We start from the raw sequence: 21,998 nt of genomic DNA on the forward strand, positions 1-21,998 counted from the left end.
TGATTTGTGCGCGCAGTAGAAATTTAGAAAGAAGGTGTAACTTATGACACAACAAACTTTTACACAGTATGATTTTAAACCATTTTTAATAGATGCAGTTCGTGAACTACGCTTTACAGAGCCGACAGGAATTCAACAGAAAATTTTCCCGGTCGTGAAAAAAGGTGTAAGTGTAATTGGACAATCCCAAACAGGTTCTGGGAAAACACATGCATACTTACTTCCTACATTGAACAGAATTAACCCAGGTCGTGAAGAAGTACAACTTGTTATTACAGCGCCTACTCGTGAGTTAGCACAACAAATTTACGAAGAAATCGTGAAATTAACAAAGTTCTGTGCGGAAGATCAAATGATTACAGCACGTTGTTTAATTGGTGGAACTGATAAACAACGATCAATTGAAAAGTTGAAAAAACAACCTCATATTGTAGTTGGAACACCAGGACGTATTAAAGACTTAGTAGAAGAACAAGCACTGTTTGTTCATAAAGCAAATACAATTATTGTCGATGAAGCAGACTTAATGCTTGATATGGGATTCATTCATGATGTAGATAAGATTGCAGCACGCATGCCTAAAAACTTGCAAATGTTAGTTTTCTCTGCAACAATTCCTCAAAAACTAAAACCGTTTCTGAAGAAATACATGGAGAATCCAGAGCATATTCATATCAATCCAAAACAAGTTGCGGCTGGAAATATCGAGCATTATTTAGTGCCTTCTAAACATCGTAACAAAATTGATTTAGTGAAAAGAATGTTGCTACAATTTAAGCCGTATTTAGCAGTTGTTTTCACGAATACGAAGAAAATGGCAGATCAAGTTGCTGACGGATTAACGGAACGCGGCTTAAAAGTTGGACGAATTCACGGAGATTTATCACCTCGTGATCGTAAAAAAATGATGAAACAAATTCGTGACCTTGAATTCCAATATATTGTTGCAACTGATTTAGCAGCTCGTGGTATTGATATTGAAGGAATTAGTCATGTTATTAACTACGAACTTCCATCAGATTTAGATTTCTTCGTTCACCGAGTGGGAAGAACAGCACGTGCAGGCTATTCAGGTATTGCAGTGACGATTTATGATCCAGCAAACGAAGAAGCGTTAGATAGTTTAGAAAAACAACGTCATATCGAGTTTAAACATGTAGATTTACGCGGAGATGAGTGGGCGGATTTAGGTGAACGTCGTCGTCGTAAGAGCCGTAAAAAACCAAATGATGAACTTGATGTTATGGCAACGAAAGTTGTTAAAAAACCGAAAAAAGTAAAACCAAACTATAAACGTAAACTTGCAACAGAACGTGACAAAGTGAAAAGAAAATATAGCAATAAAAAAAGATAAGGGATTTCCCTTATCTTTTTTTATCCAGCTATTTGTGAGAGCCGTAATCAATATGGATAGAAAATATTGATTAAAGTTTCGCTTCATCTAGATAATGTAAATGAAGAGTATAGTCTGTTTAAATAGTCGTATAAATTTATGTAGTGCGTTTTTTGTGAACAAACAATTCACTACATATTTCTACAAATTATGCTATCATTATATCTATTGTATATTGAAGAGGTGATTGTATGTTAAAGATTGGATCTCATGTTTCTATGAGTGGTAAGAAAATGTTATTAGCAGCAAGTGAAGAGGCTGTTTCATACGGTGCAACGACGTTTATGATTTATACAGGTGCACCGCAAAATACGAGAAGAAAACCAATTGAAGAATTGAATATAGGAGCAGGAAGAAAACATATGGAACAAAACGGTATCGAAGAGATTATCGTACATGCGCCATATATTATTAATGTTGGAAATACGACGAAGCCAGAAACATTCCAATTAGGTGTAGATTTCCTTCGTATGGAAATTGAAAGAACATCAGCATTAGGTGTGGCAAAACAAATCGTTCTTCACCCAGGTGCGCACGTTGGTGCAGGGGCAGACGCTGGCATTCAACAAATTATTAAAGGACTGAATGAAGTATTAACGCCAGATCAGACGGTGAACATTGCGTTAGAAACGATGGCAGGAAAAGGAACAGAATGCGGCCGTAGCTTTGAAGAAATTGCAAAAATTATTGATGGTGTAACATATAATGAAAAACTATCGGTATGCTTTGACACGTGTCATACGCACGATGCAGGATATGACATTGTAAATGACTTTGACGGTGTATTAAACGAATTTGATAAGATTGTTGGTATCGATCGTTTACAAGTACTTCATATTAATGATAGTAAAAATGTACGCGGCGCAGGAAAGGACCGTCATGAAAATATCGGTTTCGGTCATATCGGTTATAAAGCATTGCATCATATTGTGCATCATCCGCAATTAATGCACGTACCAAAAATTCTGGAAACACCATATGTAGGTGAAGATAAAAAGGACAAGAAGCCGCCATATAAATTGGAAATCGAAATGCTGAAAAATGGTACTTTTGATGAAGGGCTTCTTGAGAAAATTAAAGCGCAATAAGCAATAAGGAGGGGAATATCCCCTCCTTATTTTAGTAGTTGTTGAAATAAAGTATTTACTTGTTGGGCAGTAGCGGGCGAGGTTACTTGAGCTATTTGTTTTAAGAGCGCTAGTCGTTCGTCATTATCGTAAATGTTAATATTCTTTCCTTTCATAAGTCCAACAATTTGATCAGCTTGTGCAGTCGTAATTGGAACATCATATTCTTTACTATATTTCAATAATTCCTTTGTAGAAATATGATTTAATTTTTTATTTACAAGTTGTTTAATGAGGTTCATCGAGTTATCCTCCTTCACACGTTCTTCTATCGAAATATATGAGTACGTAGCTTGTACATATTCATATAGAGCTTCTTTTTTCATGAGAAAAAGAAGCGTATGTTATAATATAAGGACAAAACTATAGAAAAAGAGTATAAGGGAGGACTTATGGAGCAGAAGCAACATCGAAAAGAAAGTGTTATCCATCTTATGTATCGTTTAGTTATGATTATTTTTGGAGCAGCATGCGCAGCGGTAGCGATTGAATTATTTTTAATGCCAAATAAAATTATTGATGGTGGAATTATTGGTATTTCTCTTATATTAGATTATCTTACTCCTAATATTTGGTGGTTAAGTTTCTCTACTTTGGTCGTTATTCTCAATATCCCATTTATGTATTCGGGTTATAAGCAAATTGGAAAAACGTTCATGTTATCTTCGGCGTTCGGTATTGTAGCTTTAGCGTTTATTGAATCAACGTTACATGCTGTTCCGCCATTTACAACAGAGCCAATTTTAGCTACAGTGTTTGGTGGTCTTATTTTAGGTCTTGGTGTAGGGCTCGTTATTCGTCATGGTGGATCAATGGACGGAACAGAAATTATGGGTATTTTATTAACGAAGAAATTACCTTTCTCCGTAGGCGAATTTGTAATGTTTGTGAACTTATTCATTTTTGCATGGGCAGCATTTGTATTTGGTGTGGAACAAGCGATGTATTCTGTTATGACGTACTACATTGCATTCAAAACAATTGATACAGTCATTCAAGGTTTAGATGAAACGAAAGCTGTTTTAATTGTATCAGATCAATATGAGGAAGTATCAAATGCGATTTTGCATCGTCTTGGTCGTGGAACTACAAAGCTTGTAGCGAAAGGCGGTTACACGGATAAAGAAAAGGAAGTTATTTATGCAGTGGTAACACGTCTAGAAGTGACAAAGTTAAAATCAATTGTGTATGAAATTGATGCGAATGCGTTTGTTACGATTATGAGTACACAAGAGACAAATGGTGGTAAGTTTAAATCGGCTATTCACTAAAAAATTAATTATAATATCTTTTGAAAGCAGAGAATTTTTCTCTGCTTTTTGTTATAATAGTAAGGTTTCTTGAAAAAGTAGATATATTTTAGGCAGATTGGTTTACAACTATAATAAGCTGTACTATAATTCAAATAGATATAAATCGGAATCATTCTGAATTAAAATAGGTGAGATGCTATGAACAATATATTAGAAATAGAAGGATTGTCATTTCGATATGAAGATCGAAATGTGTTAGAAGATATAAATTTGCAAGTTCCGAAGGGAGCTTTTTTAGGTTTAGTTGGGCCAAATGGTTCAGGGAAATCCACTTTGCTAAAATGTTTATTAGGCGTTTTAAAGCCAAAACAGGGAAGCATTCGTTTGTTTGGTGTTGATAGTAAGAAGTTTAAAGAATGGAACAAAGTTGGTTATGTGTCGCAAAAGGCAAATAGCTTTAATTCTGGTTTTCCGGCAACTGTGTTTGAAGTTGTGTCAATGGGACTCGTTTCGAAAAAAGGGCTGTTTCGCTTTTTTACGAAAAACGATAAGAAAAAGGTAGAAAAAGCGATTGCTGATGTAGGAATGAGTGAGTTTCAAGGGCGTAATATTGGAGAACTTTCTGGTGGACAACAACAGCGCGTATTTATTGCTCGTGCGCTCGTTAGTGATCCTGAATTACTTATTTTGGACGAGCCCACTGTTGGAATTGATGTGAAGAATGTAGAAAGTTTTTATGAGATATTAGAGGATTTAAACAAAAGGCTAGGAATCACATTAATTCTCGTTACGCATGATATGGGAGCTGTTACCGAGAAAGTAACACATGTTGCATGCTTAAACAAACATTTACATTTCCATGGAAATGTAGAAAAGTTCCGAGAGTTAGAAGATGCAGAAATGTCCGTCTTATATGGACACCATGTTCATCGTTTAGAACACGAGCATGAGCATCACGGGAGGATATAATGATACAAGATTTTTTACAATATGACTTTTTACGAAACTCTTTATATGCAGGAATTTTAATAGGACTTGTTGCGCCGCTTATCGGTGTATTTGTTGTCATTCGCCGCATGTCGCTTATTGCGGATGCATTAAGCCACGTGACATTATCGGGTATTGCTGCAAGTTTACTACTAGAAAAAACAATTTTCACAGGGGGATTTTTAAATCCGTTATATATGGGGATGATTTTTTCTATTGGTGGGGCGTTACTTATTGAAAAACTACGTACTGTATATAAACATTATCAAGAATTAGCAATTCCAATTATTCTTTCAGCAGGAATGGGGATTGGCGTTATTTTTATTTCACTTGCAAATGGGTTTAACACAGATTTATTTAGTTATTTATTTGGTAGTGTAAGTGCTGTAACAAGTACGGATTTAATAATTATCGGCATTGTAGCAATTGTTGTTATTGTAACGATTACTTTATTATACAAAGAGTTATTTTTACTATCGTTTGATGAAGAATACGCTGTATCAACCGGTTTGAGTGCAAAGTGGATTCACTTTATTTTCATTATATTGGTTGCGCTTGTCATTGCGGTATCAATGCGTGTAGTGGGGGTTCTTCTCGTATCATCATTAATGACGTTACCAGTTGCAGCAAGTATTCGTATTGCGAATGGATTTAAACAAACAATTTTCTTCTCCATTTTATTTGGTGAAATTGCAGTAATTGGTGGAATGTTTGCTTCGTATCAACTTGATTTAGCACCAGGTGGTACAATTGTTATGATAGCGGTTCTTATTTTAATTGGTGCGATTTTATGGAAAAAGAAAAAAACTGCATAAAGTAGGGATAGATATGAATCTAACAGAAGCTTTACGCCTAATGAAAGATAAAGGATACAAACATACTGGGAAAAGGGAAGAAATGCTCAGGTTATTTGCAGCTCACAATCGTTATTTAACAGCGAAGGACGTTTTAGAGCATATGAAGGATGATTATCCAGGTCTTAGCTTTGACACGATTTATCGTAACTTAACGGTGTTTGCTGAAATCGGTGTTTTAGAACAAACGGAATTAAACGGTGAAAAACATTTTCGTTTTACATGTTCTATTATGGAACATCATCATCATTTTATTTGTTTAGATTGCGGAGGGACGAAAGAGATTACTTCTTGCCCAATGGATTTTATGAATAAAGATTTTAATGGTTATGAAGTAACAGGTCATAAGTTTGAAATATACGGACGTTGTCCAAAATGTGCAAAGTAAAAGCTCGTTAGTTCTATAACTGACGAGCTTTTTTACGTAGAAAAGAAGGTTGCTCACAAATGTTGTGGGCAACCTTCTTTTTATTGTTCTTGTGTTTCTTTTTCTTTTTCTCGTTCAGCAGCCATTTCAGCAGCAATTACGTCGATTTCTTTTTTCAGTTCTTCTACCATTATTTCTTCTGGTACTTTACGAACGACTTGCCCTTTGCGGAATAATAGTCCTTCTCCGCGCGCGCCGGCAATACCGATATCAGCTTCACGAGCTTCCCCAGGACCATTTACGGCGCAGCCAAGTACTGCAACCTTAATTGGTACTTGTAGGGTAGAAATGTACTCTTCCACTTCGTTAGCGATGCTAATTAAATCAATTTCAATACGACCGCAAGTTGGACAAGAAATAAGTGTTGCTGCATTAGATGCAAGGCCGAATGACTTTAATAGTTCACGCGCAACTTTTACTTCTTCAACTGGGTCAGCACTTAATGAAATACGTAGTGTATTTCCGATGCCTTTACTTAAGATTGCTCCAAGACCAGCGGCACTTTTTACAGTTCCGGCAAATAACGTTCCAGATTCTGTGATACCTAAATGTAGTGGATAATCAAAAGCACGTGCAGCTTTTTCGTATGCTTCAATTGCCAAGTTAACATCAGAGGCTTTCATAGATACGATAATATCATGGAAATCTAAGTCCTCTAAAATTTTAATGTGATGCAGGGCGCTCTCAACCATACCATCTGCAGTTGGGTATCCGTACTTTTCTAAAATGTGACGCTCTAATGAACCTGCGTTTACACCGATACGGATTGGAATACCACGTTCTTTTGCTGCATTTACAACAGCTTCTACTTTATGGCGACGACCAATGTTACCTGGATTGATACGTACTTTATCAATGCCGCCTTCAATTGCTTTTAAAGCAAGGCGATAATCAAAATGAATATCAGCAACAAGTGGAATGTTGATTTGTTTTTTAATATCAGCAATAGCATTTGCTGCGCGTTCGTCTGGAACAGCAACACGCACGACTTGGCAGCCAGCTTCTTCTAAACGTTTAATTTCAGCAACTGTTGCTTCAACATCATGTGTTTTTGTTGTTGTCATACTTTGTATAATTAATTCATTATTACCGCCAATTGTTAAATTACCGACTTTAACTGGACGTGTTTTTGTACGATGAGTCATTTCATTCACGAATAGATCGCTCTCCTTATAAAAGAAGTTTCTTATTTAGTCCCTTATATCAATGATAGTATACGTGATACAGGGCTATAGAAACCGAAGTGCTCGGTTTCACTTTTACTATTGTATCAGCGCCTTTATGTAATTGACAAGGATTAAGTGATTGCTTATTGATATAACGGGAATTTATAAGACTTTCCAAGTTGTATTTTTGTAGCAGGTGTATTTTTATTTAATTGTTTAAAATCATCAATTACTTTTTCGATAGAAGGAATTTTCTTCTTATTAATCGCTTCTGTAATGGAAAGAACCGTATCACCTGTTTTGACTTCAATTGTTTTATAAGTGACATCTGTTTCTTTTTCCGCTTTGTTTTCTTTCTTTTGTTTTGTATTTGTACTTTCTTGTTTTATCGTTTCGGCCGCATTTGTCTTTTTATATGAACTTAACATCGGTAAAGTGCCGATTTTTATATCGTAATAAAATATATAACCAAGAACAAGCACGAATAAGAATATACCTAATCTCTTCATATTCTTCACTCCTTTGCTAGGAATATATGCTTGTCCAAAAAAAAAATGCCTATTTAGGCATTTTTTTCGTTCGGTTTTGGAACTTCTTTAATTGTTAAGTATAGGACAATTAAAACAACTGCGATATAAATGAATGTTGAGCCAGGTACAACGATTTTGAATAAATCCATAATCATAAAGAAGATGGTTGGAATTGTGTAGCTGTAGGCAGTTAACGTCCATACTTGCTTATAAGATAATTTACGTTGACCACTCATAGCAGAACCGATAAACGCAAGTAAAGTAATTCCTAAGAAAGTAATGAACAATTGGAATAGATATACTAACACTCCGATAACGGCTAATAAAATTGGATAAATACTATCAAATACAGAAATGAAATCTTGCAAATCTTTTTTCTCAAGAGATGTCCCTAATAAATCATTGTAGGAGTATGTTTGCGTCTGGCCATTTCCTATAGAAACTACTTTATCTTTTAAAATAAATAAACCAGTTTTATTTTGATACTTTTCGATATCTGTTGTATTTGGATCAAATACGAAAAGAGCATCTCCCTCTTCTTTTTGAATAGGTTGTTCAATATCAGCTTTTAGTTCACCATTTTCGATTTTAAAATCAGGTAAATCTTTTTCAATTGCTTGATTTACCATAGTAACACTATCTTGGATAAAGCTACCGTAAAAGAATGTTCTTGGAATAGTAGTGATTAGACAAAGTAGCATAATATACAAAATGGTTTTTCCGATTTTTTGAAAACGGAATAGCGCCATATCTTTAGGCGAATATACGCTTTTGACTAATTGGGTAAATATGGACATAGATTCACTTCCTTTATGTATGTATAAAATCATTGTAACGTAGGAATCTAGGGAATCTCAAGATATATTATATTTACATATAGTAGCGATAACTGAATTTCTTTTTATTAATTTTCTTCTTTTAAATGAAAAAAATACAATTGACAGTTTTCTTTTCTATATGGTAAATTTATCTTACATTTCTTAAAGGGGATATCCGATAGGAATTCCTTTATTTGATGTATTATTACATACATAATTGTGGACCCTTAGCTCAGCTGGTTAGAGCAGACGGCTCATAACCGTCCGGTCGTAGGTTCGAGTCCTACAGGGTCCATATCCATTTCACATGTTTATTATGTCAGTAGGAAGCTTCCTTGTAGAAGGGAGCTTTTTTTATCAAATATATGAGCATTTTAATTGAAAAGAAGTGGGAATTTTGCTACTTTAATGATAGCAAGACAATGTGATTTATTTGTTTGCACCCTATGGCAATTAGGGTAGAATGTAGTTGTATGTCACTTAAGTGGCAATACATAAACTGGGAGGAATATAACAATGGCAAAACACGAATTACCAAATTTACCTTATGCGTATGATGCTTTAGAGCCTCACTTTGACAAAGAAACAATGAACATCCATCATACAAAGCACCATAACACGTACATCACAAACTTAAACGCTGCTTTAGAAGGTCATGCAGAATTAGCTGACAAAAGCGTAGAAGAATTAGTTGCAAACTTAAACGAAGTACCAGAAGCAATCCGTACAGCAGTACGTAACAATGGTGGCGGACATGCTAACCACACATTCTTCTGGACAATCTTATCTCCAAACGGCGGCGGACAACCAGTAGGCGAACTTGCAACTGCAATTGAAGCGAAATTCGGTAGCTTCGATGCATTCAAAGAAGAATTCGCAAAAGCTGGCGCAACTCGCTTCGGTTCTGGTTGGGCTTGGTTAGTAGTAAATAATGGTGAGTTAGAAGTAACAAGCACGCCAAACCAAGATTCTCCTCTAACTGAAGGTAAAACTCCAGTTATCGGTTTAGATGTTTGGGAACATGCTTACTACTTAAATTATCAAAACCGTCGTCCAGACTACATCGGTGCATTCTGGAACGTTGTAGATTGGAACGCTGCTGAAAAACGTTACCAAGAAGCAAAATAATTGTAATAACGATAGAAAAAGCTAGGAGAATGCTCCTAGCTTTTTTCTATGCTTTCCTTTTACATAATTGAGCTTGTCTTTGGAAGACTAGAACATGAAGTAAAGGAGAGTTGTGTATGAAGTGGAAACATATAATTGGTGACGTTGAAGTGAATCGGGATTTAGTGTTATTACTCCTTATTGGAGGTTTATACACGCTCGCAATTTCTTTATCGAATACGTTTGTTAACATTTATTTATGGAAACAAACACAAAATTATGTGAATCTCGGCTTGTATAATTTGGCCAGCGTTGTATTGCAGCCCCTCACATTTCTTATAGGTGGGAAATTAGCGAAGCGTATTGATCGCTCGATCTTGTTACGAATAGGCGTAGGCACGTTAGCGATTTTTTTTATCGTTGTTTTAGTAGCGGGGAAAAGCGCTTCTCACTATATTTTATTAATGGGGGCTCTTTTAGGAGTCGGATATGGTTTTTACTGGCTCGCGTTTAACTTATTAACATTTGAGATTACAGAACCAGAAACAAGAGATTTCTTTAATGGGTTTCTTGGGCTTCTTACATCCTTCTCTGGCATGATTGGACCGATAGCAGCTGGATACACAATTTCACGTATGGAGAAGTGGAGTGGTTATACGGTCATATTCTTTCTCTCGTTATTGTTATTTGCAATTGCTGTCGTTTTAAGCTTTTTTGTATCTAAGAGAGAATGTGAAGGTCGTTATGAGGTTACACAAGTTTTGAAAGAGCGACGGATTGATAAAAATTGGGGGAGAATTACACGCGCTCATTTTTTCCAAGGATTGAGAGAGGGGACATTCATTTTTGTTATTTCAGTATATGTGTACTTAGCAACCGATAGTGAGCTTGCATTAGGGAAATATAGCTTAGTAAATTCTGCTGTATCATTTGTATGTTACTATTTAGTCGCCCGTATGTTAAAGAAAGAGTGGCGAAAAAAAGCAATTTTACTTGGAGGCATTATTTTATATGCTGTTGTATTTTTAGTTATATTCAATGTTACATACACAAAATTACTTATTTATGCAGCATGCATTGCGATTGCATACCCTATTTTACTCGTTCCATATGGATCGATGACATATGATGTAATTGGTAGAGCGAAAAATGCGAGAGAGTGGCGTGTAGAGTATGTTGTTGTCCGAGAATTATGGTTAAATGCCGGGAGAATTTGTTCAGTTTTAAGTTTTTTATGTGCTGTATTATTCTTTCCGCCTGAAAAGAGTTTACCTGTCTTACTATGTATTTTAGGTGCTGGACATTTTCTTATTTATTTTGCAGTTAAAAATGTCAAATATGATGAAGGAAATGCAGGGAACACAAGTGTCGTAGCGCAAGGAACCACGCAGAATCAAACAGAACCAGAAGGTTAACTTATCGTTTGTTTTATGCTAGAATAGAAAAAGATGTAAGACAGCAGTGAGGACACCTGTATGAAGGTGTCCCTTTCAAATTACATAGCTGTTGGTAGAGGGGGTTTGTATGGGCAAGAAGCAGAAACAACAAAAGAAAAAGACTCACGTTCCTTTTCGGTTAAACGTGCTGTTTTTCTGCGTGTTTTTAATGTTCTCCGCGGTTATTGTAAGGCTTGGTTATGTACAAATTGTTCGCGGTGAGGAATATAAGAATGAAGTGGAGAGGAAAGAAAACTCGACGATAAGTAATCCTGTACCACGTGGGAAAATATTTGACCGTTATGGGCGAGCTGTAGTAGATAATGCAGCTGTACGTACGATTACATTTACAAAAATGAAAGGATCAACTGCAGAGGCTCGCTTAGAAACAGCGAAAAGATTAGCAGATTTGATTGAAGTACCGACAGATAAATTAACAGATCGCGATAAAAAAGATTATTGGCTTGCTATTCATAAAGAAGAAGCGCAAGAAAAAATTACGAAAAAAGATCGTCAAGAGTTTAAAGATAAAAAAATTGACGATAAAGAATTAGATGAGCGTCAACGAAATCGCGTGACAGAAGAAGAAGTGAATCAATTATCCGCAAAAGATTTAGAAGTGCTAGCGATTAAAAGCAAAATGGACGGTGGATATGCGATGACGCCACAAGTCATTAAAAAGGATGCTACAGAACAAGAATATGCGATTATTAGTGAAAATCTAGCAACATTACCAGGTGTAGATACGAATGTTGATTGGGATCGAAAGTATATTTATGATGATTTATTCCGAAGTGTACTTGGCGGCGTGTCAACGTCTGATGAAGGTTTACCTAGAGAAAGACTAGATTACTATCTTGTTCGTGATTATAATCGAAATGACCGCGTAGGGAAAAGTTATCTTGAGCAGCAATATGAAGATAGTTTGCATGGTAATAAAGCGGAAGTGAGAAATATTACGGATAAAAACGGTAATATTTTAGAAACGATTAATGTATCAAAAGGGCAAAGTGGTAACAATCTGAATTTAACAATTGATATGGAATTACAAAAGCGTGTAGAAGAAATTATCACGAAAAATTTATTGAGATATAAAGGGGGACAACCTCTTTTAGATCGCGCATTCGTTGTAATGATGAATCCAAAAAATGGTGAAGTTTTATCTATGGCAGGGAAACAGTTAGTAGAAGAAAATGGCGAAACGAAAGTGCAAGATTTCGCATTAGGAACGATGACAAGTTCTTATCCGATGGGATCAACTGTAAAAGGTGCGACAGTACTTACAGGATATCAAACAAAAGCGATTCAACCGGGTTCCTACCAACTGGATGAACCAATCGTATTGAAAGGAACGCCGAAAAAATCTTCTTGGAAGACGATGGGATCTATTAATGATCTGACAGCATTAAAAATGTCTTCTAACGTATATATGTTTAAAACAGCGATGAATATCGCAGGTGTTCAATATGTGAGAGGTGGTACGTTAGATGTACCAAAAAAAGCATTTGATACGATGCGCTATTATTTTGGACAGTTTGGACTTGGTGTAAAAACAGGTATCGATTTACCAAACGAATCTGCGGGTCAAATAGGTAGAGGAAATCAGCCTGGTTTCTTATTAGATTTATCAATTGGACAGTATGACACATATACACCACTTCAATTAGCACAGTATGTTTCAACAATTGCAAATGGTGGTTACCGTATGCAGCCGCAAGTTGTAAAAGAAATTCGTCAACCGGAAGCGAAACAAGGTGAAGTTGGAAAAGTCGTTCACTCAATGGAACCAAAAGTACTAAACCGTATTGATATGCCTGAATCACAAATTAAACGTGTTCAGGAAGGATTTAGACAAGTATTTAATGAGTCTGGTGGTACAGCTGCGAAATACTTTACAGGCGCATCATATAAAGCTGCTGGTAAAACAGGTACAGCTCAAACTGTGTATGGCGGAGATAAAGAGATTGGTAGAAAAGCAAACGGTGAGCGTAAAGAAACATATAACTTAACATTAGTAGGTTATGCGCCACTTGAAGACCCTGAAGTAGCATTTTCTGTTGTTGTCCCTTGGGTAGATGATAAATCAGGTATTAACGGATATATTAGTCGTGACATTATGGACGCGTACTTTGATTTGAAAAAGGTAGAAAATGGCGAAGCTACACAAGAGGAAATAGATAAGAAAAATAAAAAGCAAGATGATGAATAAAAAAGTTGTAAAAAAAGCACACTATCTGAAAAGATAGTGTGCTTTTTTTTTTGATTCATGCATACGTTTTAATAAAGTGGACAAGCAGATCATATCGGAATTTTAAGGGACCTTGCAAATAATACGTATGCATTCACTATGGAAGTTATGGACCAATCCTCAGTGAAGATGAACAGTGGCTACGGATTAATAATTTACCTAATGTTGATTCTTGTGGAACTTTACAAAACTTTTACAAACAATTAAAACCGAATTAATAGTTTAGCAGTATTCTTATATCTGTAATCCTGTTATTTCCGGTTACTTCTAGGAGGAAGAACACGTGAAATGGATAAGTGCATCAATTAAAGTTTTCATACTGTCGACATGTTTCTTTTATGTTGGCACGTCTACTGCATTTGCTGTGAATGAAATGGGAGAAGTGAGAGTTGATGGATCCTCAACGGTTTTTCCTATTATAGAAGCAGTAGCGGAGGAATATACAAAGGTGCATCCAAACGTGAAAATTTCCATCAGTGTTTCTGGGACAGGAGGAGGATTTAATCGTTTCAGTAAAGGAGAAGTAGATATAAATAATGCTTCGAGAGTAATGAAACAAGTGGAAGAAAATGAAATGAAGAAAAACTCCATTCAGTTTACACCGTTTGAAGTCGCTTATGACGGCCTTACGATCGTTGTGAACCGTCAAAATACTTGGGTAGATAATATGACGGTAGACGAGTTACGTCTATTATGGAGTGAAGATGAAAGTGAAAAGCGATGGTCACAAATTCATTCATCATGGCCATGTGAACAGGTAAAGTTTTATGCGCCAGGTGTAGACTCTGGTACGTATGATTATTTTCAAAATGTCATCTTACAAAAAAGTCGCATTGTAAAAAAAGTCTCTTTGTCTGAAGATGATCAAGTTATTATGCAAGGGGTAATGAATGATAAAAATGCCATTGGTTTTGTAGGATATGCTTATTATATGGCCAATCGAGATAAGGTGAGAGCAATAAAAGTGAATGGTGTACTTCCGACGAAAGATACCATCCAATCAGGTGAGTATAAGCCGTTATCTAGGTCGCTATTCGCTTATGTGAATCATGCATCTATCCGAAATAAAATGAATGTAGCAAATTATATTGAGTTTATGATTCAGCATGTTGGTAATCTTGCTGAAGAGGTTGGATATGTAAAATTACCAAAAGAAAAATACAATGAACAGCTGCGGATGTTAACAGAAATAAAAAGGTAATGTCAGGGTGGAAAGGGGTTTTCATCTTTGGCTTATAATGACAAAAGTCAAATTACATTTTCTGTACAACATTTGATTGAAAGAAATACAAAACATAGAAAAAAAACGCAGCGAATCAATCGAATCGTTCCATTATTACTAAAAATAATTGCTAGCGTGTCTATTGCGACGACACTTGGAATTATTTTTACGCTTTCTAATGAAACAATAATGTTTTTTAAAAAAATATCATTGCTCTCCTTTTTGACAGAGAAAGAATGGTTACCTTTTTTTGAAAATCCTAAATTCGGTATATTACCACTTATATGTGGAACGGTACTTGTAACAGCAATCGCTATGTGCGTAGCAGTTCCTATCGGTTTAGCGTGTGCCGTATTTTTAAGTGAATATGCTTCAAACAGTGTAAGAAAAGTATTAAAACCGATGTTAGAACTATTAGCAGGTATCCCGACAATTGTATATGGCTTTTTTGCATTAACAGTTGTTACACCGCTTTTACAACGGATTATACCTGATTTACAGTTTTTTAATGCGATTAGTCCAGGTATTGTTATTGGCTTTATGATGATACCTACAATTGCATCTCTGTCTGAAGATGCAATGAGAGCTGTAGCAAAAGGAACGAAAGAAGCTTCGTTGGCACTTGGAGCAACTCGGTTTGAGATGGTAAAACAAGTCGTGTTTCCTTCAGCTTTCGCAGGGATTATGGCAGCGATTATATTAGCTGCTTCAAGAGCAATCGGTGAAACGATGATCGTTGTAATTGCAGCAGGGTCCACACCGAACGTATCTCTCGATCCGACACACTCTATTCAAACGTTAACAGCTTATATTGTGCAAGTGAGTTTAGGTGATGCTCCGCATGGAACAATTACTTATTACAGCATGTACGCTGTAGGCGCAACGTTATTCTTGTTTACTTTTATAATGAACATCATTTCGCAGTTTATTATGCGCCGCTTTAGGAGGGTGACATAATATGCGCATGTTGAATCATAAAAAAATACAAGAAAATATGGCATCACGTTTTTTTAAAGATCGAATTTACAAATTGTTATTTTATATGGCAATTTTGTTTTCAATAGTAATCCTGCTTATTTTGCTTTTTCAAATTTTTGAAAAAGGTGTCAGTTACCTTTCGTTAGATTTCTTTACAAACTTCGCTTCGCGTAATCCGAAAGAAGCTGGGATTGCTGCAGCTTTGTCAGGAACAATATTATTTATGAGTATTGTTATACCACTCTCCTTTATATTTGGGGTCGGAACTGCTCTTTATTTAGAGCAATATGCGAAGGAATCTATATTTAAAAAGGCAATAGAAATTAATAATCAAACGTTAGCGGGAGTACCTTCCGTCGTATTTGGATTACTCGGCTTAACCATTTTTGTATACGCTCTTCACTTAGGTGAGAGTATTATTGCAGCGGCACTGACGATGAGCTTACTCGTCTTACCGACAGTTGTTGTAGCGAGTCAAGAAGCGATACGATCTGTACCGAGGTCATTATTAGAAGCTTCTTACGGGTTAGGTGCTACGAAGTGGCAAACGATGTATCAAGTTGTATTGCCATATGCGTTCCCAGGAATTATAACAGGTTGTACGTTAGCGATATCAAGAGCGATTGGAGAAGCGGCACCGTTATTAGTTATCGGGGCACTTGCATTTGCAAATTATGTTCCGTTTAGTATGTTTGATAGATTTACAGTTTTACCAATTCAAATTTTTAATTGGATGAGTAGACCACAGGAAGAATTTCAGTATGTAGCAGCTGCTGGGATGATTGTTTTGTTAGGTTTGTTGCTCTTGATCAATATAGTTGTCCTATGGTTACGAAATCGAAAATAAGTTGGAAATGGATGAAAGGGGAATTCAAATGGTAGCAACAGTAGTAAATGTACAGGTGAAAAACGAGGAGAAAATCGAGACTGCGCCAAAGAAAGTAGTATTTGATACGAAAAACTTAAATTTATGGTATGGAGAAGACCATGCTTTAAAAGATATTAACTTAAGTATTCATGAGAATGAAGTTACAGCAATTATCGGGCCAAGTGGTTGTGGTAAATCAACGTACTTAAAAACATTAAATCGTATGGTAGAGTTAGTACCAATCGTGCGAACTACAGGCGTAATTGAATATAGAGAGCGCAATATATTTGATAAATCATATCCAGTTGAAGAATTACGAACACATGTAGGAATGGTGTTCCAAAAACCAAATCCATTTCCAAAATCTATTTATGAAAATGTAGCATATGGCCCGAAAATTCATGGGATTAGCGACAAGAAAACGTTAGATGAAATTGTTGAAAAAAGTTTACGTGGAGCAGCGATTTGGGATGAGTTAAAAGATCGTTTGCATGATAATGCATACGGTTTATCTGGTGGACAGCAACAGCGTCTATGTATTGCACGTTGTTTAGCGATTGAACCAGACGTTATTTTAATGGATGAGCCAACATCAGCACTAGATCCAATTTCAACATTAAAAGTAGAAGAATTAATTCAAGAGTTAAAGAAAGATTTTAGTATCGTTATCGTAACGCATAACATGCAACAAGCTGCGCGTATTTCAGATAAAACTGCTTTCTTCTTAAGTGGAGAAGTTGTGGAGTATACAGATACAAATAAATTATTTACGACACCTTCAGATAAGCGTACAGAAGATTATATTACAGGCCGATTCGGTTGATGTCGCTAGCAAGGCTAAGAGCAAATACCCTCTTAACAGAGGGTATTTCTTATTTTTACCTTAAGATAGGAGAAGTAATACTTCTCCTATCTTAAGGTTTATTATAAGTAGGCTAGGTAGGAGAGTTATATATAGTGGCACATAATATTAAGGGGGAAGAAACAATGGTACGAGAACAATTTCAATGTGATTTAAAAACGTTACAGCAAAAAGTGATTGAGCTTGGTGAACTAGCGAGAGAAGCTTTATTGCTTGCTATGGAAGGGCTTCATAAAAAGGATGTAGAGAAAGCGTTAGAGGTAATAGATGGTGATTATCGTATGGATAATTTAGAAGAGGAAATAAATGATCTTGCGCTTATGCTCATTACGAAGCAGCAACCTGTAGCGAGTGATTTAAGAAGGATTTTCATTTCAATTAAAACAGCGACAGATTTAGAACGGATTGCAGATCATGCTGTTAATATTGCGAAATCAACCATTCGTCTCGGGGAAAAAGACGTGTCTGTTAGTTTGCACAATCTTGATGAGATGTTTGCGATTGCAAATAAGATGTTACAGTTAGCGCTAGATGCATATGAGCAAGAAAATTTAACTTTTGCGAAGCAAATTGCCGAAATGGATGATTCTGTTGATGAAATATATGGGAAAGCGATTCGTGAATTTATATCTGCAGTTCCAGAACAACCAGAAGCAATTACACAAATTACACAATTATCCTTTGTAGCGAGATATATCGAACGTGTAGCAGACCATATTACAAATATTGCTGAAAATGTTTTTTATTTAGTAAAGGGAAAGCATTACTTATTAAATGAATAAAGAAAAAAGCAGGTGAAACATCACCTGCTTTTTTTAGTCAAAACATGACAAAAAAAGCTCGTTGTTTCCTTTAGTTTATGATGATAAGATGTATCATAATATAATGGAAAAAATAGGGCGTATATGTTATTCGCTTATTAAGTAATATTTTAAAAGTTAATAGTAAGCGCTTTCTTCAGTTGTTGAAAGGTGAATGTATATAAGGGGAACTTTACTGCCTGTCGGCCCGATTGGTCAAGGCTAATAATCAGTAGGGGATGAAGAAAACCTCCACTGATTAAAGTTTCACTTTATTTTATACTGCTAGTTAATGCTGGGTAGATAATATACATATCGTATATGAAGTTACTGAACATTATATAAGTGGAGGCTGAAGTATATGAAGGGGGTTATTTTAGCTGGAGGAAAAGGACGACGCCTTAGACCATTAACATGTAATACTCCAAAGCCGATGTTGCCATTATTAGAAAAGCCAGTTTTAGAATACAACATTGAATTATTGCGTCAGCATGGTATACGTGAGATTGCAATTACTGTTCAGTATATGAGTACAGCTATTAAGCAATATTTTGGTGACGGTAGCAAATGGGGCGTTAACTTGTACTACTTTGAAGACTCTCCACCGCTTGGAACTGCAGGGAGTATTAAACAAGCGGAAAAATTTTTGGATGAACCGTTTGTTGTCATAAGTGGGGATGCGTTAACTGATTTTCAATTATCAGAAGGAATTACGTTTCATAAACAAAAGAAAAGAACGGTAACTATGTTTGTAAAGGAAGTAGAAAATCCACTCTCATTTGGTTTAGTTGTAATGAACAAAGAACAAGAGGTTACACGATACATAGAAAAACCGAGTTGGAATGAAGTAGTCTCTAATATTGTGAATACAGGTATATATATTATGGAGCCAGAAATTTTTTCTTACATACCGCCCCGAGAATTTTTTGATTTTAGTCAAGATGTGTTTCCGTTATTGGCAAATAAGAACGCATTATTTGCATATTTGTCAGAAGGTTACTGGTTAGATATCGGTACATTTGATCAATATCGACAAGCACAATTTGATTTGTTAACGAAAAAATTGCAAGTACCTATCCCGTATACGGAAGTATTACCGATGGTATGGATGGGAGAAGGGGTAACGATTGGAAAAGGAACGAAAATTCACGGTCCTTCTTTTATTGGTGAAGGAGTAAGAATTGGTGCTGGATCTGTAATTGAGCCATACTCTATTATCGGGAAAAATAGTGTTGTTTCAAGTTATTCTCATCTTCAAAAGAGTATTATTTTTGCAAATGTGCACATTGGGAAATATTGTGAGTTACTAGAAACGACAATAGGAGAACATACAATGGTGGAAGATGATGTTACATTGTTTCAAAAAAGCATTGTAGCGGACCATTGTCATATAGGGAAAAGTACGGTAATTAAGCAAAAGGGAAAACTATGGCCATATAAGGCGATTGATAGTCATTCGGTAGTAGGATCGGCTGGTGTTCAAGAAAGTGAGAAGAGTGCAGGATGGTTGCAAAAAAGCCGCATTGTAGGAAGAGGTAATGTGGAGATTACGCCTCAATTTATTGTAAAGGTTGCGATGGCGTACGGATCTCTTTTTACAAAAGGGGAAAGTATATTAATCGGGAGTCAAGAACATATAGAAACGACTTCTTATAAAAATCTTTTTCTTCATGCAATTCATGGTATTGGGATTCATACGATGGAATGCAAAGAAATGAACGAATCACTTTTTCAGTACAGCATTCAAGATTTGCAATGTGCGGGCGGGGTTTTCATTCAAGCGGAAAAAGAAAAAGAGATTGTTATAAAGTTGTATGGTAAGGATGGGGCACAGTTAACGTATAAGCAGCAAAAAGCGATAGAACAAGTGTATATGTCTGAGTCGTTTTATTACGTATGTGAGAAGGAAATGGGGCGGAATAAGCTAGTACACGTTTCTTTACATAATTATATAGAGGCTGTATTAGAGCGTATTGATATTGAGAAAATAAAAAAACAGAAGTTCCATCTTCTTATTAATAAGAGAAATGATATGTTACAACATTTGCTTATGCTCTTTTTGCAAAGACTCGGATGCACAGTTACGTGGATTTATGCTGGTGAACAAAAGGATCATGTGAAAGCTTTAATGAAATCAAGTAAAGCAAATATGGCGCTTATGTTTTCAGAGCAAGGAAATTATTTCGAGTTATATGATAATCATAGTAATATTTACCAAGGGACGGATTTTGAAGAGATTGATATTCCAGATTTATTACTGGAATCGGCAGGAAATATTTACCCAATGTCTTTGAAATTAGGAGAATGTTATCTTCTATTTTATACGCAGGATGAAAAAAAATCGTTTCAAGCGAGATGGAAGCGAGATATTTTATATCGAATTGGAAAATTATTCGAGTTAATAGCATTGCAGGGAAAAACCTTTCTCAGCATAGTAGAGCAATCCCCGCCGCTTTATTTACTTTGTGATGAAGTTGTATGTTCGTGGAATGAAAAAGGGAAGGTGATGAGGAAATTATTGGCTGATATCGAAAGGAAGGAAGAAGGCATATTTGAAGGAGTACAGTTCAAATATACCGAAAAAGAGTGGTCTTATATCGTTTCTGACACAAAACAACCGAAATTTTTAGTGTATTCACATGCTAGAAACCCAGTAATAGCAAGGGAAAACATGAAAAATCTTATAGAAAAAATTAGACAATATCAAAAGGTGTAGAATTTTTATTTTAAAAGTGGTATTATAGTATAGTCTGATTTAAGTTATTAGTACTGGAGGGAAATAAGAATGCGTGTGAATATTACTCTAGCATGTACAGAATGCGGAGATCGTAACTATATCTCAAAGAAAAACAAACGTAACAACGCTGAGCGTATCGAGCTTAAAAAGTATTGCAAGCGTGACAAGAAGTCTACGTTACACCGTGAAACAAAGTAAGCAGTAGGAATATTTTCCTACTGTTTCTTTTTTTATTCGATTCCTCTCTTAAAAGTGATACACTATCATCGTAGAGCAAAGTATCACTGTGAGGGGGAAAATGTGTGAGAGAAGAGAAACTACGTTTACGTAAACAAATAATAGAGCACATGAATTCTTTATCAAAAGAACGGTATACAACTTTATCAGAGCAAATTGCATTTTCGTTGTATGCACAAAAAGAGTGGGCTGAAGCTAAAACAATTGGAATCACTCTTTCAATGGAAAATGAAGTGAATACATATCCTATTATCGAAAAAGCTTGGGAAGAAGGAAAGAAAGTTGTTGTTCCGAAGTGTAATAAAGAAACAAGAACAATGTCCTTTAGGCAAATTAGTAATTTTGATCAATTGGAAACAGTGTATATGAATTTACGTGAGCCAATTCCAGCGCTTACGGAAGAAGTGAATGCAGATGAAATTGATCTTCAAATTGTACCAGGTGTAGCTTATACAGAGCGAGGAGAACGGATTGGATATGGTGGTGGCTATTATGATCGTTATCTCATGCATTATAAAGGGAAAACGCTATCATTAGCTTATAGTTTTCAAATGGTAGACCATATTCCAATAGAGCCGTTTGATAAAAATATAGAAAAAATTATTACAGAAAAAGGAACAATGGTTAAAAATGGGCTTGTATAGACAAATAAAAATTGACGAGACTTTTTCTTCTTGATTATAATAAAATATGTGAACGTTTTCTTATTATAATTTTTTATAGTAAGTGAGCATAGAGGGTGATGAAATGTTATCTATATATGATATTCAGCAATTGCTAAAGAAATTTGGTACGATTATTTATACGGGAGATCGAATTGCAGATTTACAATTAATGCAAGATGAATTGCGTGAATTAAATCAATCACAGCTAATCGATTCACAAGACTATCAAACAGCTTTATTTTTATTGAAGCAAGAAATTCAAAAAGAGCTAAATAAGAATTAG

At 35.6% G+C, this 21,998-nt stretch carries 22 protein-coding genes and 1 tRNA gene; 19 read left to right on the forward strand and 4 right to left on the reverse strand.

Annotation, left to right across the window (positions count from 1 at the left end; translation table 11 throughout):
• Window positions 1-43: 43 nt before the first annotated feature.
• The gene (locus PDQ33_RS04800) at window positions 44-1,354 is read left to right on the forward strand and encodes a DEAD/DEAH box helicase (protein WP_000194027.1); all 1,311 of its coding nucleotides are present in this window, start codon (window positions 44-46) and stop codon (window positions 1,352-1,354) included.
• Window positions 1,355-1,584: 230 nt separating this feature from the next.
• Window positions 1,585-2,481, forward strand: a complete 897-nt coding sequence (locus tag PDQ33_RS04805) for a deoxyribonuclease IV (RefSeq protein WP_061132145.1) — start codon at window positions 1,585-1,587, stop codon at window positions 2,479-2,481.
• Window positions 2,482-2,507: 26 nt separating this feature from the next.
• Here the strand turns inward: PDQ33_RS04805 and PDQ33_RS04810 are convergent, their stop codons facing one another.
• Window positions 2,508-2,762, reverse strand: a complete 255-nt coding sequence (locus PDQ33_RS04810) for a DUF2624 domain-containing protein (protein WP_001048963.1) — start codon at window positions 2,760-2,762, stop codon at window positions 2,508-2,510.
• 150 nt (window positions 2,763-2,912) lie between these two features.
• Here PDQ33_RS04810 and PDQ33_RS04815 point away from each other — a divergent pair, with 150 nt between their 5' ends.
• The 4 genes from PDQ33_RS04815 (at window position 2,913) to PDQ33_RS04830 (ending at window position 6,002) form a co-directional block, all read left to right on the forward strand.
• Window positions 2,913-3,791 carry a YitT family protein gene (locus PDQ33_RS04815; RefSeq protein WP_000435966.1) on the forward strand — a complete coding sequence of 293 codons (879 nt, stop codon included), beginning with the start codon at window positions 2,913-2,915 and terminating at the stop codon, window positions 3,789-3,791.
• A 180-nt stretch (window positions 3,792-3,971) separates the two neighbouring features.
• A complete protein-coding gene (locus PDQ33_RS04820) occupies window positions 3,972-4,742 on the forward strand; it encodes a metal ABC transporter ATP-binding protein (protein ID WP_001059652.1) in 771 nt (256 codons plus the stop codon).
• Entirely contained in the window at window positions 4,742-5,575 is an 834-nt protein-coding gene (locus PDQ33_RS04825) for a metal ABC transporter permease (protein WP_000613823.1), read from the forward strand. The genes PDQ33_RS04820 and PDQ33_RS04825 overlap by 1 nt, the downstream gene beginning before the upstream one ends.
• 13 nt (window positions 5,576-5,588) lie before the next feature.
• Window positions 5,589-6,002, forward strand: a complete 414-nt coding sequence (locus PDQ33_RS04830) for a Fur family transcriptional regulator (RefSeq protein ID WP_001054512.1) — start codon at window positions 5,589-5,591, stop codon at window positions 6,000-6,002.
• 80 nt (window positions 6,003-6,082) lie between these two features.
• On the opposite strand, the gene ispG is transcribed toward PDQ33_RS04830, so the two are convergent.
• From ispG to PDQ33_RS04845, 3 genes are all read right to left on the reverse strand, one after another.
• Window positions 6,083-7,186 (reverse strand): flavodoxin-dependent (E)-4-hydroxy-3-methylbut-2-enyl-diphosphate synthase, encoded by a 1,104-nt coding sequence (gene ispG / locus PDQ33_RS04835; RefSeq protein WP_011040674.1) that lies wholly within the window; start codon window positions 7,184-7,186, stop codon window positions 6,083-6,085.
• A gap of 164 nt (window positions 7,187-7,350) precedes the next feature.
• Complete coding sequence (locus tag PDQ33_RS04840) at window positions 7,351-7,716, reverse strand: hypothetical protein (RefSeq protein WP_000825406.1); 366 nt, start codon at window positions 7,714-7,716, stop codon at window positions 7,351-7,353.
• A 53-nt stretch (window positions 7,717-7,769) separates the two neighbouring features.
• The gene (locus PDQ33_RS04845) at window positions 7,770-8,534 is read right to left on the reverse strand and encodes a DUF1189 domain-containing protein (protein WP_000021910.1); all 765 of its coding nucleotides are present in this window, start codon (window positions 8,532-8,534) and stop codon (window positions 7,770-7,772) included.
• Window positions 8,535-8,776: 242 nt separating this feature from the next.
• Between PDQ33_RS04845 and PDQ33_RS04850 the strand changes: the two genes are divergently transcribed.
• From PDQ33_RS04850 to PDQ33_RS04910, 13 genes are all read left to right on the forward strand, one after another.
• Window positions 8,777-8,850, forward strand: a tRNA-Ile gene (locus PDQ33_RS04850).
• A 221-nt stretch (window positions 8,851-9,071) separates the two neighbouring features.
• On the forward strand, window positions 9,072-9,683 hold the full coding sequence (gene sodA / locus PDQ33_RS04855; protein ID WP_001052031.1) for a superoxide dismutase [Mn]: 612 nt from the start codon (window positions 9,072-9,074) through the stop codon (window positions 9,681-9,683).
• Between the two features lie 116 nt (window positions 9,684-9,799).
• A complete protein-coding gene (locus PDQ33_RS04860; RefSeq protein ID WP_000871368.1) occupies window positions 9,800-11,077 on the forward strand; it encodes an MFS transporter in 1,278 nt (425 codons plus the stop codon).
• A gap of 109 nt (window positions 11,078-11,186) precedes the next feature.
• Window positions 11,187-13,307, forward strand: coding sequence for a peptidoglycan D,D-transpeptidase FtsI family protein (locus tag PDQ33_RS04865; protein WP_000516826.1), 2,121 nt, complete (start codon window positions 11,187-11,189; stop codon window positions 13,305-13,307).
• 322 nt (window positions 13,308-13,629) lie between these two features.
• A complete protein-coding gene (gene phoX / locus PDQ33_RS04870) occupies window positions 13,630-14,547 on the forward strand; it encodes a phosphate ABC transporter substrate-binding protein PhoX (RefSeq protein ID WP_061132146.1) in 918 nt (305 codons plus the stop codon).
• A gap of 27 nt (window positions 14,548-14,574) precedes the next feature.
• Window positions 14,575-15,525 (forward strand): phosphate ABC transporter permease subunit PstC, encoded by a 951-nt coding sequence (gene pstC / locus PDQ33_RS04875; protein WP_000323875.1) that lies wholly within the window; start codon window positions 14,575-14,577, stop codon window positions 15,523-15,525.
• Between the two features lies 1 nt (window position 15,526).
• Window positions 15,527-16,393 (forward strand): phosphate ABC transporter permease PstA, encoded by an 867-nt coding sequence (gene pstA, locus PDQ33_RS04880; RefSeq protein WP_061132148.1) that lies wholly within the window; start codon window positions 15,527-15,529, stop codon window positions 16,391-16,393.
• A 28-nt stretch (window positions 16,394-16,421) separates the two neighbouring features.
• Window positions 16,422-17,237 (forward strand): phosphate ABC transporter ATP-binding protein, encoded by an 816-nt coding sequence (gene pstB / locus PDQ33_RS04885; RefSeq protein ID WP_000226683.1) that lies wholly within the window; start codon window positions 16,422-16,424, stop codon window positions 17,235-17,237.
• Between the two features lie 164 nt (window positions 17,238-17,401).
• A complete protein-coding gene (phoU, locus tag PDQ33_RS04890; protein ID WP_061132149.1) occupies window positions 17,402-18,058 on the forward strand; it encodes a phosphate signaling complex protein PhoU in 657 nt (218 codons plus the stop codon).
• A gap of 379 nt (window positions 18,059-18,437) precedes the next feature.
• Complete coding sequence (locus PDQ33_RS04895) at window positions 18,438-20,792, forward strand: sugar phosphate nucleotidyltransferase (protein ID WP_061132150.1); 2,355 nt, start codon at window positions 18,438-18,440, stop codon at window positions 20,790-20,792.
• A 69-nt stretch (window positions 20,793-20,861) separates the two neighbouring features.
• Window positions 20,862-21,011, forward strand: a complete 150-nt coding sequence (gene rpmG, locus PDQ33_RS04900; RefSeq protein WP_001265616.1) for a 50S ribosomal protein L33 — start codon at window positions 20,862-20,864, stop codon at window positions 21,009-21,011.
• A 104-nt stretch (window positions 21,012-21,115) separates the two neighbouring features.
• The gene (locus PDQ33_RS04905) at window positions 21,116-21,694 is read left to right on the forward strand and encodes a 5-formyltetrahydrofolate cyclo-ligase (protein ID WP_061132151.1); all 579 of its coding nucleotides are present in this window, start codon (window positions 21,116-21,118) and stop codon (window positions 21,692-21,694) included.
• Between the two features lie 103 nt (window positions 21,695-21,797).
• The gene (locus PDQ33_RS04910; RefSeq protein ID WP_000949156.1) at window positions 21,798-21,998 is read left to right on the forward strand and encodes a YqgQ family protein; all 201 of its coding nucleotides are present in this window, start codon (window positions 21,798-21,800) and stop codon (window positions 21,996-21,998) included.

Origin of the sequence: Bacillus cereus group sp. Bc031 (assembly GCF_027716265.1) — a bacterium.
In the GTDB taxonomy this organism is placed as follows: Bacteria; Bacillota; Bacilli; order Bacillales; family Bacillaceae_G; genus Bacillus_A; species Bacillus_A paranthracis.

Bases quoted from the DNA above. Each gene is read 5' to 3' on its own strand.
- PDQ33_RS04800 (WP_000194027.1), top strand. From the start codon at position 44: ATGACACAACAAACTTTTACACAGTATGATTTTAAACCATTTTTAATA.
- PDQ33_RS04805 (WP_061132145.1), top strand. From the start codon at position 1,585: ATGTTAAAGATTGGATCTCATGTTTCTATGAGTGGTAAGAAAATGTTA.
- PDQ33_RS04810 (WP_001048963.1), bottom strand. From the start codon at position 2,762: ATGAACCTCATTAAACAACTTGTAAATAAAAAATTAAATCATATTTCT.
- PDQ33_RS04815 (WP_000435966.1), top strand. From the start codon at position 2,913: ATGGAGCAGAAGCAACATCGAAAAGAAAGTGTTATCCATCTTATGTAT.
- PDQ33_RS04820 (WP_001059652.1), top strand. From the start codon at position 3,972: ATGAACAATATATTAGAAATAGAAGGATTGTCATTTCGATATGAAGAT.
- PDQ33_RS04825 (WP_000613823.1), top strand. From the start codon at position 4,742: ATGATACAAGATTTTTTACAATATGACTTTTTACGAAACTCTTTATAT.
- PDQ33_RS04830 (WP_001054512.1), top strand. From the start codon at position 5,589: ATGAATCTAACAGAAGCTTTACGCCTAATGAAAGATAAAGGATACAAA.
- ispG (WP_011040674.1), bottom strand. From the start codon at position 7,186: ATGACTCATCGTACAAAAACACGTCCAGTTAAAGTCGGTAATTTAACA.
- PDQ33_RS04840 (WP_000825406.1), bottom strand. From the start codon at position 7,716: ATGAAGAGATTAGGTATATTCTTATTCGTGCTTGTTCTTGGTTATATA.
- PDQ33_RS04845 (WP_000021910.1), bottom strand. From the start codon at position 8,534: ATGTCCATATTTACCCAATTAGTCAAAAGCGTATATTCGCCTAAAGAT.
- sodA (WP_001052031.1), top strand. From the start codon at position 9,072: ATGGCAAAACACGAATTACCAAATTTACCTTATGCGTATGATGCTTTA.
- PDQ33_RS04860 (WP_000871368.1), top strand. From the start codon at position 9,800: ATGAAGTGGAAACATATAATTGGTGACGTTGAAGTGAATCGGGATTTA.
- PDQ33_RS04865 (WP_000516826.1), top strand. From the start codon at position 11,187: ATGGGCAAGAAGCAGAAACAACAAAAGAAAAAGACTCACGTTCCTTTT.
- pstA (WP_061132148.1), top strand. From the start codon at position 15,527: ATGCGCATGTTGAATCATAAAAAAATACAAGAAAATATGGCATCACGT.
- pstB (WP_000226683.1), top strand. From the start codon at position 16,422: ATGGTAGCAACAGTAGTAAATGTACAGGTGAAAAACGAGGAGAAAATC.
- phoU (WP_061132149.1), top strand. From the start codon at position 17,402: ATGGTACGAGAACAATTTCAATGTGATTTAAAAACGTTACAGCAAAAA.
- PDQ33_RS04895 (WP_061132150.1), top strand. From the start codon at position 18,438: ATGAAGGGGGTTATTTTAGCTGGAGGAAAAGGACGACGCCTTAGACCA.
- rpmG (WP_001265616.1), top strand. From the start codon at position 20,862: ATGCGTGTGAATATTACTCTAGCATGTACAGAATGCGGAGATCGTAAC.
- PDQ33_RS04910 (WP_000949156.1), top strand. From the start codon at position 21,798: ATGTTATCTATATATGATATTCAGCAATTGCTAAAGAAATTTGGTACG.